Here is a 16754-nt window from a genome sequence, read left to right as displayed (position 1 = left end):
ATATCTAATCCATTAATATCTTAAATTGATGCTTTAGACCATTGTAACCATCAAGATCCGCCTTTATAGATCCTACGGCCAAATCTGCCTTTATACGAATGGGTATTCTGTTTTCATCATTGGATACCCATAGAGACAGGCTTTCCTCTTCTTTGAAAACCCGTCCGGACTGTACCAAAGGTCTAAATTTAAGACACTCTACCTTACCAAATTTTGTTTTAACTATTTCTTTGCCAAGATACTTTAGTTTAAAGTTAAAAATACCATCGTCATCATATAGCATTTTCAAATTTATGGACTTGCCTACTTCTAGATCTTTTGGCTCATAGTTGTTTCTAAGATAGTAAAATGCAGAAATTAAATCCTGTATACCGTCTTCAAGGGTAAAATTAAGCTTTTTCTTGTTTTTTTTATCATTTAGATAAGCTTTGTCCTTTTCATAGTCAAAATTTATTTCAACATCCTTTTTATAACCTCCTTCATTTATTTTTCTTATGAATCTATATGGTCGCCCGTCGGTTTTATCAAAATAGCTCTCATAAGTATCGTCGACTTTAAAGAATATACTTGCAAAACCTGTTGTTTCTCCATGGCCCACAACATGATAAACCGGTGTATCACCTATTGTAGCATTCTTTACATGAAGCGTTGCATAGCTCGCATTCAGAAAACCATAGTGCATTCTAAATTTTAGCCATTCTCCGGTTTTAAAGGCAGACTTCTTGTTTTGGGCAAAAAGATTACTTGCAACCATTAAAAAAACAACAATAAAAGTCTTTTTCATAAACCGGATTTTAAATCTAAAATACCATAAGATTCTTTACAAAAAGCCATCTTACAATATCTTAAACAAAATTTGTTCCAAAGTATTGTATAAAAAAAGCCCAGTCTTATAACTGGGCTTTTCCTAAATAACCAACCAAACTTTAAATTATGAAAAACCAATACTTAAAGCTGTAAGGGAACCACCCCTTACATGGACAAAATTAATACATACTTTTATTTTTCATATAGCTTTTAACTTACTTTAACTTACTACTTAACAGTAATTCACACTTACACGATTTAATTAGCAATTTCTTAAGAATTATACGTTTTCTTAAAGCATTTTTTTGTCTCAAAACCAATAGCCGATACTGAAGAAAAATCTAGAATTATCATTTTCTGGAGACCAAGAATACATTACCTGAACAGGGCCTATAAATGACTCCCAACCGTAACCTATACCATACCCCGAAAAATTCGGGGACGTAAACCACTCTCCGGTCCTGAACAAATCGTCATCTACATTGGCAAAGTTTGCCGACAGCAATAAATGGTTCTTTTTGGCAAATTCATAATCCAACCTACCATATGCCTTTACATAGCTATTTCCTGGAAGGCTCAAAAAGTCGTACCCTATGAACGGAACAAAATTATTGATCAGATCCGTACCATAGCCGCCAAGCACAAAATCGAACGTAGTTACGTTGGAAGTTCCTAATTTAAAACCACCTTCTGTTTCCAAATTGAAAGAAAGTTTGTTCGTAATCGGCAAGGCCAACCCTGCCCTGAGCTTTGACACCGAAAAGTCTTTAAAATTCTTGTTATAATCCGAGGATAAAAGGTAATAATGTAGGTCTCCCTCAAAAAACAATCCTCTGGTCGGAAAATATTTATCGTCGTAAGTATCCAACTTTAAATTCGAAAAAACACTAAAATAGCCACTTTTTTCAAAGAAAGTTCTTCCGTCCGAAACATTTGAGGAGGTGCCCGAGTCTGAATCTGAAAGATCGCCCAGGGTAGTAGTACTATACTTTAGATATTTATATTCGGCACCTATGGTAAACGCAAACTCTTCTTGTAAAACGGTCTGCAAATAAAATTGATTTGTAAAGTCCGATATATCAAAGTTTATGGTCTTAAGGCTCTCTGTTACCGAGACATCAAAATTGTCTCTTATCACATCAAAATTTATATCCTTTTCAAATGAGTTAAACCTAGAGTTTAATCCAATGCTCCAGTAGCTTCCCTTATCTATAAAATATTTAAAATTATACCTGATATTATCACCAAGAATAAGATCGAACGAGACAACATCGTCTTGAAAGGCCAGATTCTTTTTTGTCAGATTAATGATTGCGGCACTTTTATAAAGATCGTCATAATGGGCCCCCAACTTAATAAAGGAGGTATTGGCAACCTCATCTAGATTAAGAATCAAGTCTTCTCCAAGCCCATTGGAAACCAATTTATACCTGTTCGTCGAAAAATTACCTGTAGCCGTAAGGTTACTTATACCTTGTTGCAACTTTTTAAATGTGATGGGCTCCGCAAGTTTAAACCTTAATTTTCCTTTTACATATCCTCTGGTGTGTTTATGGTTTCCGTTTATTACCAATCTATTTATGGTAATGGTATCATTAAGGCTTACCGTGCTTATAGGTTTTTTTAAATACCTTGGCATGGTGGCCACTTTTTGCAGTTCTGCGAATTTTTCTTTGGCAGCGATTTCTCCCTTTTCTATAATTTCATCGGTCTTATCAAACTCTATTACCGTATAATTTTCTATATCTGGCTTGATATAAATATCGGTTTTCTTCGATTTTTCCTCCATATCCTTTACGGTCCTATAATTATTGATCTGTAAAAGAATTTCAGTTGCCGACAACAGGGCATCACGACTGGAAAGCCCGTGCTGCACGTCTACACCAATAACTATATCAGCCCCCATGGCCCTAACTTTATCAATAGGATAATTGTTTACGATACCACCATCTATAAGCACTTTATCCCCTATACTCGATGGTTCAAAAAGAGAAGGCAAGGTACCGCTTGCCATAATGGCCTCTGGCAGATAACCAGAATCCAACACCACCTCTTGACCTGTCTCTATATCGGTAGCAATACACACAAACGGAATGGGCAATTTAGAAAAGTCGTTCACGTCCTTTACATGGTACAAAAGGCGAACCAATTCGTTATAGACGTTCTGCCCCCCGGAGAAGGCCCGTGGAACACTTACCTTGAAATTATCGAAAGGCAATGTCAACGCATATGTTTCAGAATTTTCCTTTTCATAAAAAGTCTTGGCGCTTCTTGGTAGGTTGTCTTGAATTAGATTTATAAAATCTGTTGCCCTAAAAATAGAATCAAGCTCTGACCCAGAATAACCGGCGGCGTACAATGCCCCAACAATGGCCCCCATACTTGTTCCACCGACATAATCTACCTTTACGCCCGCTTCCTCTATCACTTTTATGGCCCCAATATGAGCAAGGCCCTTAGCCCCACCACCACTGAGAACAAGGCCTATTTTTTTATCCTTTACCTCTAGGGTAGCCTGTGCATTGACTTTTAGAAAGAAGAAAAACAAACTTATTATTGCAATGGCAAACCTCATAATTTTAAAACCGAGCTTATATTTAATGAAATGAGTCATATATCTTTTTTGCCTTGGACAAACCTACCACTTTGCTAAGATCTTCTATAGCTGTCTCTTTAATTCTTTTCACCGACTTAAACCTCTTTAATAGTTCTTTTGCCGTTTTTTCGCCGATACCGTCTATACCTTCCAGTTCTGAGTTGATAGCTGCTTTGCTTCTTTTGTTTCTGTGGAATGTTATTCCAAAACGGTGCGCTTCGTTTCTTAGGTGTTGAATTATTTTTAGACTTTCTGATTTCTTATCTAGATAAAGGGGAACAGAGTCTCCCGGGAAATAAATTTCTTCCAACCTTTTGGCAATACCAACAATGGCGATCTTACCCCTCAACCCCAGAACATCAAGACTTTTTAGAGCAGAGGACAACTGACCTTTGCCCCCATCTATAACGATCAACTGCGGCAATGGCTCGTCTTCTTCCAAAAGTCGTTTGTACCTTCTAAAGACCACTTCTTCCATCGATGCAAAATCATCAGGGCCCACCACCGTTTTTATATTATAGTGCCTGTATTCTTTTTTACTGGGCTTTCCATTTCTAAATACAACACATGCCGCGACCGGATTACTCCCTTGAATATTACTATTGTCAAAACATTCTATATGCCTTGGTTCTTTAGACAACCTTAGGTCTATCTTCATTTGGGCCATAATTCTATTGGTGTGGCGGTCAGGGTCCAATATCTTGATCTGATTAAACCTTTCTTGTCTAAAAAACTTGGCATTACGTTCAGAAAGCTCTATCAATCTTTTTTTATCGCCAAGCTTAGGTATTGTCATTTTTAGGCTAGGATCTACAAGTACCCTAAACGGAAGATAAATTTCTTTGGAATGGGAATTAAAACGTTGTCGTATTTCTACAATCGCCAACTGCAGCAACTCCTCATCTTTCTCGTCCAATTTCTTCTTTATCTCCATCGTATGCGACCTAATTATAGAACCGTGCGAAAGCTTAAGAAAATTTACATAGGCATAGGTGTCGTCCGATACAATGGAAAAAACGTCTACATCATCTATCTTGGGGTTTACTATCGTAGATTTTACCTGATAATTTTCCAATACCTCTATTTTTTCCTTTATTCTTTGCGCCTCCTCATATCGCATCTCAGAAGCCAATGCCTTCATCTCGTTCTTAAAGTAATGAAGAGAAGATTTAAAATCACCTTTTATAATTTCACGAATTTCAGAGATTTGACGATCATAATCCTCTGTAGACTGCAAACCTTCACATGGCCCTTTACAATTACCTAAATGATATTCTAAGCACACCTTATATTTACCGTTCTCTATTTTCTCTTTTGAAAGGTCGTAATTGCAAGTTCTTAAAGGATATACACTCTTAATGATCTCTAGCAAGGTCCTCACCGTCTTCATACTAGTATACGGACCAAAATACTCAGATCCATCCTTTATAACCCTTCTTGTTAGAAACAACCTCGGAAAACGTTCGTTCTTTATACATAACCAAGGGTAAGATTTATCATCTTTTAGCAATACATTATAGCGCGGCCTATACTCTTTGATCAGGTTGTTCTCCAACAAAAGAGCATCTGTTTCCGTAGGAACTACAATATGCTTTATTGAATTAATTTTTTTAACCAAAACCCTCGTTTTACCGTACTCATGGTTTTTGTTAAAATAAGAGGACACCCTTTTCTTTAAATTCTTGGCTTTCCCAACATACAATATCTTACCGTCCTTATCATAGAACTGGTATACACCAGGACTATTAGGAAGAGAGCTTAATTGAATATTTAAGGGAACTTCGGACATTCGTGCGGAATTTTTTATCAAAAATAAGACGATTCAAAATACTTGTTTTTGCCAAGAACACTAAATATTTTATAATTATTAACTAAAAAAACAATCTTTCTATTGGTTGCCAGGGCATGTAGAGAACGTTAAAAAAAGAGTATATGCGACCTTTAAAAATAAAAAGTACAAAAAAAACAGACTAATCAACTGATTATCAGATAGATAAAACTATACTAAATTTCAAAACTTTCCTTTGTATGTTAATTTTTACATAAAAAAGTGCTTTTTAACGATAAAAGTGTGCTTTTCATGGATAATTAATGATTTTTTTACTTACATTTAACTTGAATCTAAACCCCGGATATTATAATGGAAAGCTATATCATAACACTTGGGACATATTTAATTCTAATGCTATTTTTCAAGGTTTTCTTTGCGGTTGCAGGAAAAGAGTAATTTAAATACCTATATATTAACCTTATCATTTTTCAACAATGTTGAAAAAAGATTTACGAGAAAAATACGCCCTGCTCAGAAGTGAGCTTTCTTTTAGCGAACTATCATCTAAAAGCCTTTCCATTTCAAACAAAGTTTTAGGCCTTCCCATCTGGTCAAAGGAATTTTACCACATTTTTTTACCCATTGAATCAAAAAAGGAAATCGACACCATTAATCTATTGTCGGTTCTTCAAGGTAAAGACAAAAATATTATAGTTCCCAAAGTACACGGAGATACCTTAAAGCATTATCTTCTTACGGATAATACAAAATTCATTAAAAGCAAATGGGGCGTTCCAGAACCTATAGATGGTATCACCATAGAACCCATTAAAATAGATGTTGTGTTCATACCCTTATTGGCCTTTGACGAAAAAGGCAACCGTGTAGGTTATGGAAAAGGGTTCTACGACAACTTTTTAAAGCAATGCAGGACCGATGTTATTAAAGTAGGATTAAGTTTGTTCGAAGCGGAAAAAGAGATTTCGGACGTCTATAAAAATGATATTCCTCTGGACTACTGCGTAACGCCGAAAAAAAACTACTCTTTTAAAGATTCTTGATTTTCTGTCTCCTCAACCGAACCCGAAGCCTCTTCATCGTGGTGCTTAAAAGCTTTTTTATTAAAAACCAATAAAATACCCACCCCTGTACTTATAGCCGTATCGGCTATATTGAAAACAGGTTCAAAAAAGCGAAAATTGTTTCCTCCAACAAATGGGACCCAATCTGGCCATGTGGTATCTATCAAAGGAAAATAAAGCATATCCACCACTTTACCATGAAACAGGCCTCCATAAGGCTCACTGGAGAACAACGTAGCCACCTCGTTATAACTCTCGTTAAAAATTAACCCATAAAAAACGGAATCCAATATATTGCCCAAAGCCCCGGCAAAAATCAGCGAAACGGCAACTATTAATGTTTTTGAAGATTTCTTTTTTATAACATCATTCAACCAATACCCTATTCCAAAGATTGCGAACAACCTAAAAATGGTCAAGATCAACTTACCCGAACGATCGGTTATAGGAAAAATATCGCTCAACTTTGCCCCCCAAGCAGCACCTTCATTCTCTATAAAGAGAATCTTGAACCAATTGAACACATCGACCGATTCGCCCAACACAAAATTGGTCTTTATATATATTTTGCTCCATTGATCTATAACAAGTATCAAAAGAATTAATAAGGCAGACTTTTTTAAATTCATATATTTTGTCAAAGAGTCAAAAATAGAAATATTATTCGGTTTTATGTAGTTCGATATTTCCGGTAACCGAATGTAATGTATACCGGTTTAAACCACCGGAAATGGGATTGTCACTCAACTGACCATATTTGGTTCGTGCGATTATTTCTGCCCTATCGGCATTAACAACGATATTACCGCTCTGTGTCTTTACTTCTACATTCTGCGAAACGTTGTTAAGCTCACATGTCCCATCCGAAAGAACCACATCTAAATTGTTATAATCACCATAAACAACCACCCGTGCATTGGTGCCATAGACCTCTACATTCTTCCACATTGGCACTATAATATCCAAAGCTATGGATACCACTTTGTGGGCACTAAGTTTATCGTTAGGATTTATGAATATTGGCTGAAACCCAGCTCCTAATACCAAGGTATTACCGGTTTCTGCCATTGTAAGTTCCAAATCATCGCTATACTCACCATCCATACGCGCATCTACTTCAACCATATTTTCTTTACTGGTATGAAGCATTATTACATAGCAATTGGTGGCATCTATCTGTATGGCTTTGATAGATTGGTCCAACACTGCTTTTTTTACTCTTTTCTGTGCAGTTGCACCAAGAGTTATAAATAACACTATTAAGAAAGAGTATACCCTCAAGCTTATCTATTAAAAAACGCCCCTAAAGGCGTTTTAATTACTTTTGCATGTTCTTGGCCTCAATACTCAAGGTAGCATGCGGAACCAATTTTAGCCGCTCTTTATTTATAAGCTTACCCGTAACACGACAAATTCCGTATGTTTTGTTTTCTATTCGTAAAAGGGCGTTTTTTAAATCCCTGATAAATTTCTCCTGTCTTATGGCCAATTGGGTATTGGCTTCCTTACTCATGGTTTCAGAGCCTTCTTCAAAGGCTTTAAACGTTGGCGAGGTATCATCCGTACCATTGTTACCATCGTTCATGTAAGAACTTTTAAGTAATTCTAAATGACTCTTTGCTTTCTCTATTTTTTCTTCGATCAAGACTTTAAATTCAGCCAAATCCTTGTCCGAATATCTAACTTTTAAATCTTCTGCCATCGTGTTAATGTTTTTGAATAAACAATTTAGTGTTCACCTCATCAAAGGCAACTTTTGTACCATTTTCCAGAGTTTCTTCAAAACTAAGTTCGGCCGTCAAGGTTTCAGTTTTGATATAGCTAAGGTTACTTGTAACGGCCTGCTCCACAAAGCCGTCCTTTAGCATTTTTATATCTATCCTGTCCGTAACGTCGAACCCAGATTCTTTTCTCAAGTTCTGGATCCTATTTACCAGCTCTCTGGCGATACCTTCTTTTTTAAGGTCTTCGTTGATCGTTACATCCAGTGCCACCGTAGTTTTACCTGAAGTTGCAACCAACCAACCTTCAATATCTTGAGAACTGATCTCTACATCCTGTAACTGTAAAATAATATTTTTATTTTCAATTTGAACAGATAATTCGCCTTCTTGTTCAATTTTTTGGATATCCTCTTGATTTAGAGCATTTACGGCATTGGCTATTTGTTTCATATCCTTACCGTATTTAGGGCCCAAGGTCTTAAAATTAGGTTTTATGCGCTTTACAAGAATACCAGAGGCATCATCCAAAAGTTGAATTTCCTTTACATTTACTTCTGATTTTATCAGTTCGGATACTGCTAAGATATCCGCTTTGTCTTGATCGTCCAATACCGGTATCATGATTTTTTGCAGTGGCTGCCTTACCTTGATTTTTTCTTTTTGGCGGATAGATAGTACCAATGAAGAAATTGTTTGGGCCTTGCTCATTTTTTTCTCCAGACCGGCATCGATCAAACTAGTGTCCACTACCGGAAAATCTGCCAAATGAACACTTTCAAAAGGTTCTCCTTTCGTTGTCGCCATCAGATCCCTGTACAGCTGATCCATAAAAAACGGTGCTACCGGTGCAGATAATTTAGATACTGTTACCAAACAAGTATATAGTGTTTGGTATGCGGCTATCTTATCTTTCTGATAATCGCCTTTCCAAAACCTTCTTCTACATAGGCGAACATACCAGTTACTTAAATTTTCCTGTACAAAGTCAGAAATTGCCCTGGTGGCCCTTGTAGGCTCATAATCGGCATACGCCTCATCTACCAAACCAATAAGTGAATTGAGTTCAGATAAGATCCAACGGTCTATCTCTGGTCGTTCGTTCACAGGTATGTTTTCTTCTTTATATGCAAACTCATCAATATTTGCATAAAGGGCAAAAAACGAATACGTATTGTACAAAGTGCCAAAAAACTTTCGCTTTACCTCGACAATACCGTCCGTGTCAAATTTTAGATTGTCCCATGGGTTCGCGTTGCTGATCATGTACCAACGGGTAGCGTCGGCCCCATGTTCTTTCATAGTATCAAAAGGATCTATGGCATTGCCAAGACGTTTCGACATTTTCTTCCCTTCTTTGTCGAGCACCAAACCGTTGGAAACCACATTTTTATAGGCAACAGAATCAAATACCATAGTGGCTATGGCATGAAGCGTATAAAACCAACCTCGTGTTTGGTCTACCCCTTCTGCTATAAAATCTGCAGGAAAAGTCTTGCCCTCATCGATCAGGTCTTTGTTTTCAAATGGGTAATGCCATTGTGCATAAGGCATAGAACCGCTATCGAACCAAACATCGATCAAATCACTTTCGCGCTTCATGGGTTTACCGGATGGTGACACCAAGGTAATGGTGTCCACGATATTCTTATGTAAATCTATTTTTTCATAATTCTCCTCCGACATATCACCTACCGAAAAGTCTTGGAAAACATCTTTTTCCATAACCCCCGCATCAATGGCCTTCTTTATTTCCGATTTAAGTTCGGCCACCGATCCGATCATCAGTTCTTCTTTTCCATCCTCGGTTCTCCATATAGGCAAAGGTATGCCCCAATATCTAGAACGCGATAGATTCCAATCGTTGGCATTGGCCAACCAATTACCAAAACGACCCTCTCCGGTGGCTTTTGGTTTCCAATTTATTGTTTGGTTCAATTCAAACATCCGATCTTTTATATCGGTCACTTTTATGAACCAAGAGTCTAATGGATAATACAGTATAGGCTTATCGGTACGCCAACAGTTAGGGTAACTGTGCATATATTTTTCAACCTTAAAAGCCTTGTTTTCTTCTTTTAGTTTAATGGCAATTTCAACATCTACCGAACGTTCTGGAGCCTCCCCATCTTCATAATACTCATTCTTTACGTACTTACCGCCCAATTCTCCCAATTCGGGCCTAAATTTTCCTTGTAAATCTACCAAAGGCACAAGGTTGGCATTTTCATCTAGCACCAACATAGGTGGAACTTCCGGTACCGCTTGTTTGGCCACAAGGGCATCGTCCGCTCCAAATGTCGGGGCGGTATGTACAATACCTGTACCATCTTCGGTAGTTACGAAATCACCTGCGATAATTCTAAAAGCATTTTCCGCATTTTCATAAGGAAGTACATAATCCAATAATTGCTCGTACCGTATTCCGACCAGATCTTCCCCTTTAAACTCTTTGCCTTTAACTATATAAAAAGGAATTTTCTTGTCTCCTGCCTCATAACCGATCAAATCGGATTTCTCGTCTACCTGATAATATTTACCAGAGAACTGTTTGCCTACCAGACTTTTGGCAAGCACTACGTTCATGGGTTTATAGGTATACTGGTTATATGTTTCTACGAGTACATAATCTATTTTTGGTCCAACTGTTAATGCAGTATTCGAAGGTAGGGTCCAAGGTGTGGTTGTCCATGCCAAAAAGTAAATGGTTCCTTCGTTCTGCAAAAATTCCGGCAACGTTTCCTCCACTGCCTTAAATTGGGCTGTTACCGTTGTATCCGTAACATCTTGGTAAGTACCCGGCTGATTTAATTCATGCGAACTAAGTCCGGTACCGGCCTTTGGCGAATATGGTTGTATGGTATAGCCTTTATATATAAGGCCTTGATCGTAAATCTGTTTTAGCAACCACCAAACAGATTCCATATACTTGGATTTATAGGTGATATATGGATCGTCCATATCTACCCAATACCCAACCTGTTCGGTCATTGCGTTCCAGACATCGGTATACCTCATTACCGCCTTTTTACATGCGGCATTGTATTCCTCTACCGATATTTTAGTACCAATATCCTCTTTTGTTATACCCAGTTCCTTTTCTACCCCAAGCTCAACAGGAAGACCATGGGTATCCCACCCGGCCTTTCTTTTTACCTGAAAACCTTTCATCGTTTTATATCTCGGAAAGATATCTTTTATGGTACGGGCCATTACATGGTGAATGCCCGGCATACCATTTGCCGATGGCGGACCTTCAAAAAAAACGTAACTCTCTTTACCTTCTCTGGCGGATATACTTTTTTCAAAAATTCCTTCTGTTTTCCAGTAGTTTAAAACTTCTTCGGCAACTTTTGGTAAATCTAATCCCTTATATTCTGCGAACTTCATACGAAATGCTTATGGTACTGGGTTTTAAAGGCTGCAAAATTATAAAATTTAGTTTGATTTGGAGACTAATAGGGCTACGGAAATACCCCCAAACAAACTTATCCGTTAAAAATAATTTAGTTTTTCACATCCATTTGCCAATTTTCCTCGTATATGACTGTATAAACAAACACTAAAAATTAACAAAAATGAAAAAATTAGTACTAAGTTCAATTCTAATGCTTGCCCTAAGTATCTCATTTGTTTCTTGTAGAGAAACCGCGGACAAAGCAAAAGACGCCGCTTCTCAAGCAGGTGAAGCAATAGAAGAAGCAGGTGACGATCTTAAAGAAGCAGGTTCTGAAGCTATGGATTCTGCCAAAGAAGTAGTTGATGAGGCTGCAGATGCCACAGAAAATGCTGTCGATGCAGTTAAAGAAACCGGTGAAGACGCTATGGATGCCGTTAAAGAAACAGGTGAAGATGCCATCAACAAGGCCAAAGAAGCAGGAAAAGATGTAAAAGATGCTACAAAAGAAGCAGCTGACAATGTTGCCAAGAAGGCAAAAGCGGTAAAAGACTCTATTAAACTATAAGGTTTATAGGTTTTTTTTATTTTTTTCGAATGAACAAGGTCCTTTTTAAAGGGCCTTTTTTTATTAAAAATAGTACCCCAGTCCCAATACCAGATTTCTACCAGCTGCCACTATGCCCGATGAATAAGTTCTATATCGCTGATCTGTAATGTTTTCAAGACTCAATGTAGCATTAAGATTATTGGAAATCGTATACTGAGAGCGTAGGTTTAGGGTATACCAAGAAGGTGAATAGGGATTACCGTTTTCGTCCACCGCATACATATAGTCCTTAGACTGTTCGGACAAAGCTAGATCTGCATTGGAAACTTCACCGTTATAATTGACAAAAAGGTCCATTTTCAATTTCTGGTTTTTCCATTTTACATGAAAATCGCCAAAGGTCGGGGCAGCATGCCTTGCCGAGGTATCGGTACCATCATCCTCTTCTTCAATACCTTCGGTTATGGTCAGATTGGAAGATAAAGACCAATGATCGTCCAAAAAGGCATCGGCCCCAAATTCGAAACCGTACACATAGGCTTTTGCGGCATTTTGTATGGCCTGTACATTGCTTAACTCTCCCTCATACTCTATTTCGGACATGCCATTGAAACTAAAATCCCTTCTGACCAGTGCATCCACCAAATACGTGTAAAATGTAGCCCCTTTTAATAGTAACCTATCATTGTAATTTTTTTGAACCCCCAATTCTATATTGTAGGCATATTCAGATTCTAAATCTGGATTTGGCACTACTACAGAGCCTGGTTCCGAATCAAAAATCTTACCTACATCATCAATGTTAGGCGCCCTAAAACCAGTGGAACCATTAAGGGTAATTTGAAGGTCTTCTTTAGGGAACCAACTAAAACCAAGGCTACCCGTTAACGCACCCGTGCTCAAATTAGCATCGTTAAAAGGGAAGGAATAAAAGGTTTGATCAAATTCTGCATCGATCCAAACATGGCTGTATCGCAAACCGGACATTAGAATAAAATTAGGTTTTGCCTTATATTCCGCATTTATGTACCCGGCCAAACTTTTCCATGTAGATCCATCGGGATACCTAGACGCCGCATTTGCCAAATCTCCTGTTTCTATATTTAAGTCGCTACCGACAGAGCCTACCTTGTTGTAAATAAATTCGCCCCCATAATACAGTTTAAAGTTACCGATTTTCTTGTTTTCCAAATCAAGATTAAAGTTAAGCGCATCCACTTTTTCCTCGGTACTGTTCAATACCACGTCCTGAAAATCCCTATCGTGCCTACTTTCCTCAAAATGTTGGTAAGCAGCCGTCAATTTTAAACCGTCATATAATTTTCCCTTTCCCTTTCTCTTTAGTTGGGCATTTCCCATAAACCACTTTTGGGGACCATAATACCACTCGGCAGATCTTAATCCTTCGCCATCACTACTGGGCCTTATTAACCTGTCGTACCTAGAGTAATCAGAAGTTTCTGAATAGTAGACCCCTAAATTTAAGTCCCAAACAGCGTTGGGACTATAAAGAAACTTCTGCATAAAATTTATCTGATCATACCCTGTGGTCACCTGTTTCTTGGGATCGCCGTTAACCACCAGTACATCTTCGCCATCTATTCTTTGCACATAATTGTTTCGTAAATAAGAATCGGGGCCATGGCTGCCCATTTTCAAATCTTGAAAATCGTTATACGAAAAACTGGTAAGGGCCGCCCAATGTTCTTTTCCATAATTTATATCCGCATGAACGGTATTTTCTGTATTGGCAGAAGAAAAGCGATAATTTGCACTGCCCGAAACGTAAGCCTCTTGGTTTTGGCTCAAAATAGGTGTTTTTGTATAAAAGTTCATAACCCCACCTATGGCATCACTCCCGTAAATAACGGAACCCGGACCAAAAATAATTTCTGTATTCTTTACCGTGAAGGGGTCTATGGATATTACATTTTGCAAATTCCCCCCTCTAAATATGGCATTGTTCATTCGAACACCATCTACGGAGAGTACCAACCTATTGGTCGCAAAACCCCTTATCATAGGACTGCCTCCACCTAACTGACTTTTTTGAACAAACACTTGTCCGCTACTTTGCAAAAGATCGGCAGAGGTCTGGGGAGCGTTCATGAAAATCTCTTTGGCAGAAATTGAAACGATCTTATTCGGAATTTCTTTTTTTTGTTGTTCCCATTTAGAAATAGACATGACCACTTCGTTTAATTCCTCTGGCCTTATCTCTAGATATACTTTTTGCTTAAGCTTTAAAATTTGAGATTTGCCAATACTCTTAACCTCGTAGCTAATATGCTTAAAGGTAATACGGTCTTGGTCAGAAAAAATCGATGCGTCAAAATTACCTTCTAAATCCGTTAAGGCAATTTTTGTTTTGTCCGAATTAAAAACGGCAACATTGGCAATAGGTTCACGGGTGTCCGCATCCAAAACGGTAACCTGTTGAGACCACCCTAAAAAAGAAAGAAAAAGAACATTAAGCAACAATAATTTATGCATACTAACTAAAAACTTCATTTAAAACCGCAAGTGATTTAGGTTTTCTAAACCCCTCTAGGTGTAATTCATAATAAAGAACAAGAGATCTTAGCAACTCTTGCCGGTTGGTTTTTTTCATTTTTATTGTATGTATTGCCTCAAAATTTATGCCCAAAAACGATTTAAAGAATAAAAGATTCTCTCCACTAATAATCGGGTTCAATGAAGCGGCGGACACAAATTCCCCTTCCAGCAAATCAAAAAAGGGTCTGTCCGTATTATTAACATCGGGATAAAAACCAAAATACTTGGTCAGTACCAATAAAAAATAAAGATGAAAATTAGCTATTTCGGTATGTATGTCCAACCATTGTAGCGAAGCTTCCAAAAAATTGAACATTTCTTTATTGGGTTCTTCCTCATGAATACTGTTGCTTAACATTTCTGCCAAGAACATGACCATGGCGTTCTTGGCAATATGGGTGTGCATCGTTTGGTAATTATAGCTTACCTTGGCTTCTTTTATACTTTCCAAGGTGCCTTTGTTTCTATGGTTGCACACTAGCTCCAGTTGGGTCAATGGCTGAAAAAGTGCTTTTTTTACCTTTCCCTTTTTTGAGGCCAAAATTCCTCTGAGCAAATATGATTTTAACCCGTCCGATTCGGTAAATGCCTTTACGATCAGATTGGTATCCCCATATTTAATAGATGTAAGAATTATCGCCTTGGTGGTTACCTGCATTAAATAAACAAAGTTTCAACAAATATAGTTGATGTAAGCTTTTGAATTCATCTATTGTACAGGTAAAACAAAAGTGCGCAGTATTTGAACAAATACTGCGCACTTAACTATACTAATTTAGAAATTTCTAAATGACCCCTTGGGCCAACATGGCATCGGCAACTTTTACAAAACCGGCAATATTTGCGCCTTTTACGTAGTTACAATATCCATCTTCTTCTTTTCCGTACGCTATACAAGAATCATGTATATCGGCCATAATACCTTTTAAGCGCTCATCGACTTCCTCACGAGTCCAGCTGATACGCAAAGAGTTTTGAGACATTTCCAATCCTGATGTTGCAACCCCGCCTGCGTTGGATGCTTTTCCGGGAGCAAAAAGAATTTTTGCCTGATGGAATGCATGTACTGCCTCTGCGGTACAGGGCATGTTCGCACCTTCTGCAACACAGATACAACCGTTGTTCAGAAGTTTTTTGGCGCCTTTTTCATCAAGCTCGTTCTGGGTAGCACAGGGTAATGCGATATCACATTTAACATCCCATGGTGTTTTGCCCTTATAAAAAGTAGCTGAAGAATATTTATCCGCATATTCAGATATACGCCCTCTTTTGTTATTCTTTAAATCCATAACAAACTCAAGCTTTTCGGCATCAATACCTTCTGGGTCATGTACATAACCACTAGAATCTGAAAGGGTAACGACCTTACCCCCTAACTGTATTACCTTTTCTGCCGCATATTGTGCCACATTTCCTGAGCCGGATATTACCACGGTCTTTTTGTTAAAATCCTTTTCTTTTGTTTTCAACATACTTTGTGCAAAGTATACCGTTCCATACCCTGTTGCTTCCGGGCGAATTTTTGAACCTCCCCAAGAAAGTCCCTTTCCGGTAAGTACCCCTGTAAACTCGTTTCGGATCTTCTTGTACATACCAAACAAAAAGCCTATTTCTCTGGCTCCAACACCTATATCTCCGGCAGGCACATCTGTATTGGGCCCCACATGTCTGTTCAATTCTAACATAAAGGCATGGCAAAAACGCATAACCTCATCGTCGGATTTACCTTTTGGGTCAAAATCGGAACCTCCTTTTCCTCCCCCCATTGGCAGTGTAGTCAAACTGTTTTTAAACACTTGCTCAAAAGCCAAAAATTTAAGAATACTCGCATTTACCGTTGGATGAAAACGCAATCCTCCTTTATAAGGGCCAATGGCTGAATTCATTTGAATCCGGTATCCTCTGTTCACATGTATTTCACCCTTGTCATCTACCCATGCTACTCTAAAAGATATAAGCCTTTCTGGCTCTACCATTCTTAATAGAATATTTTTGCCATTGTATATTTCATTTTTGGCAATGTAGGGAATTACGGTGTCGGCCACTTCTTGTACCGCTTGGATAAATTCTGGTTCGTGACCATTTCTAGCCTTCACCTCATCCATAAATGCTTCTATCTTTGCTTTCATAGAACTAATGAATATCTATTCGATTTATTAAATTCAAAATTTATCTGCAAAAATATGTCATTAATATAATTTAAACCTTCATTTTATTATAATTCATCAAAAAATTACGTTTTTAATGACGTTTTTTTAATTTCATCGAAAAATA

12 protein-coding genes are annotated in these 16754 nt (G+C 37.8%); 2 read left to right on the top strand and 10 right to left on the bottom strand.

Annotation, left to right across the window (positions count from 1 at the left end; all coding sequences use genetic code 11):
- Positions 1-4: 4 nt before the first annotated feature.
- The 3 genes from AB657_RS14215 to uvrC form a co-directional block, all read right to left on the bottom strand.
- A complete protein-coding gene (locus tag AB657_RS14215; RefSeq protein ID WP_047247097.1) occupies positions 5-784 on the bottom strand; it encodes a DUF3108 domain-containing protein in 780 nt (259 codons plus the stop codon).
- 333 nt (positions 785-1117) lie between these two features.
- A complete protein-coding gene (locus AB657_RS14210; protein ID WP_232304889.1) occupies positions 1118-3421 on the bottom strand; it encodes a patatin-like phospholipase family protein in 2304 nt (767 codons plus the stop codon).
- Entirely contained in the window at positions 3405-5192 is a 1788-nt protein-coding gene (gene uvrC / locus AB657_RS14205; RefSeq protein ID WP_047247096.1) for an excinuclease ABC subunit UvrC, read from the bottom strand. Before uvrC ends, AB657_RS14210 begins: the two co-directional genes overlap by 17 nt.
- A gap of 476 nt (positions 5193-5668) precedes the next feature.
- On the opposite strand from uvrC, the gene AB657_RS14200 reads away from it, so the two are divergent.
- The gene (locus AB657_RS14200; protein ID WP_047247095.1) at positions 5669-6235 is read left to right on the top strand and encodes a 5-formyltetrahydrofolate cyclo-ligase; all 567 of its coding nucleotides are present in this window, start codon (positions 5669-5671) and stop codon (positions 6233-6235) included.
- Here the strand turns inward: AB657_RS14200 and AB657_RS14195 are convergent.
- The 4 genes from AB657_RS14195 to ileS form a co-directional block, all read right to left on the bottom strand.
- Positions 6214-6885, bottom strand: coding sequence for a lipoprotein signal peptidase (locus AB657_RS14195; protein WP_047247094.1), 672 nt, complete (start codon positions 6883-6885; stop codon positions 6214-6216). The genes AB657_RS14200 and AB657_RS14195 overlap by 22 nt on opposite strands.
- Positions 6886-6916: 31 nt before the next feature.
- Positions 6917-7513: a hypothetical protein gene (locus AB657_RS14190; RefSeq protein ID WP_052958715.1), complete on the bottom strand. Its 597-nt coding sequence runs from the start codon at positions 7511-7513 to the stop codon at positions 6917-6919.
- 61 nt (positions 7514-7574) lie between these two features.
- Positions 7575-7958: a TraR/DksA family transcriptional regulator gene (locus tag AB657_RS14185; RefSeq protein ID WP_047247092.1), complete on the bottom strand. Its 384-nt coding sequence runs from the start codon at positions 7956-7958 to the stop codon at positions 7575-7577.
- A gap of 4 nt (positions 7959-7962) precedes the next feature.
- The gene (gene ileS, locus AB657_RS14180; protein ID WP_047247091.1) at positions 7963-11367 is read right to left on the bottom strand and encodes an isoleucine--tRNA ligase; all 3405 of its coding nucleotides are present in this window, start codon (positions 11365-11367) and stop codon (positions 7963-7965) included.
- Between the two features lie 188 nt (positions 11368-11555).
- On the opposite strand from ileS, the gene AB657_RS14175 reads away from it, so the two are divergent.
- Positions 11556-11942 (top strand): hypothetical protein, encoded by a 387-nt coding sequence (locus tag AB657_RS14175; RefSeq protein WP_047247090.1) that lies wholly within the window; start codon positions 11556-11558, stop codon positions 11940-11942.
- A gap of 63 nt (positions 11943-12005) precedes the next feature.
- On the opposite strand, the gene AB657_RS14170 is transcribed toward AB657_RS14175, so the two are convergent.
- From AB657_RS14170 to gdhA, 3 genes are all read right to left on the bottom strand, one after another.
- Positions 12006-14435 (bottom strand): TonB-dependent receptor, encoded by a 2430-nt coding sequence (locus AB657_RS14170; RefSeq protein ID WP_047247089.1) that lies wholly within the window; start codon positions 14433-14435, stop codon positions 12006-12008.
- Entirely contained in the window at positions 14419-15138 is a 720-nt protein-coding gene (recO, locus tag AB657_RS14165; protein WP_047247088.1) for a DNA repair protein RecO, read from the bottom strand. The genes AB657_RS14170 and recO overlap by 17 nt, the downstream gene beginning before the upstream one ends.
- Before the next feature lie 127 nt (positions 15139-15265).
- Positions 15266-16609, bottom strand: coding sequence for an NADP-specific glutamate dehydrogenase (gene gdhA / locus AB657_RS14160; protein ID WP_047247087.1), 1344 nt, complete (start codon positions 16607-16609; stop codon positions 15266-15268).
- Between the last annotated feature and the right edge of the window lie 145 nt (positions 16610-16754).

This window comes from Maribacter thermophilus (assembly GCF_001020565.1).
Classification (GTDB): Bacteria; Bacteroidota; Bacteroidia; order Flavobacteriales; family Flavobacteriaceae; genus Maribacter; species Maribacter thermophilus.
The sequence above is the reverse complement of the archived record's forward strand: the minus strand, read 5'-3'. Positions and strand labels throughout refer to the sequence as shown.

Coding starts and splice junctions, on each gene's coding strand:
- AB657_RS14200 (WP_047247095.1), top strand. CDS start 5,669: ATGTTGAAAAAAGATTTACGAGAAAAATACGCCCTGCTCAGAAGTGAG.
- ileS (WP_047247091.1), bottom strand. CDS start 11,367: ATGAAGTTCGCAGAATATAAGGGATTAGATTTACCAAAAGTTGCCGAA.
- AB657_RS14170 (WP_047247089.1), bottom strand. CDS start 14,435: ATGAAGTTTTTAGTTAGTATGCATAAATTATTGTTGCTTAATGTTCTT.
- AB657_RS14215 (WP_047247097.1), bottom strand. CDS start 784: ATGAAAAAGACTTTTATTGTTGTTTTTTTAATGGTTGCAAGTAATCTT.
- recO (WP_047247088.1), bottom strand. CDS start 15,138: ATGCAGGTAACCACCAAGGCGATAATTCTTACATCTATTAAATATGGG.
- AB657_RS14195 (WP_047247094.1), bottom strand. CDS start 6,885: ATGAATTTAAAAAAGTCTGCCTTATTAATTCTTTTGATACTTGTTATA.
- gdhA (WP_047247087.1), bottom strand. CDS start 16,609: ATGAAAGCAAAGATAGAAGCATTTATGGATGAGGTGAAGGCTAGAAAT.
- uvrC (WP_047247096.1), bottom strand. CDS start 5,192: ATGTCCGAAGTTCCCTTAAATATTCAATTAAGCTCTCTTCCTAATAGT.
- AB657_RS14185 (WP_047247092.1), bottom strand. CDS start 7,958: ATGGCAGAAGATTTAAAAGTTAGATATTCGGACAAGGATTTGGCTGAA.
- AB657_RS14210 (WP_232304889.1), bottom strand. CDS start 3,421: ATGACTCATTTCATTAAATATAAGCTCGGTTTTAAAATTATGAGGTTT.
- AB657_RS14175 (WP_047247090.1), top strand. CDS start 11,556: ATGAAAAAATTAGTACTAAGTTCAATTCTAATGCTTGCCCTAAGTATC.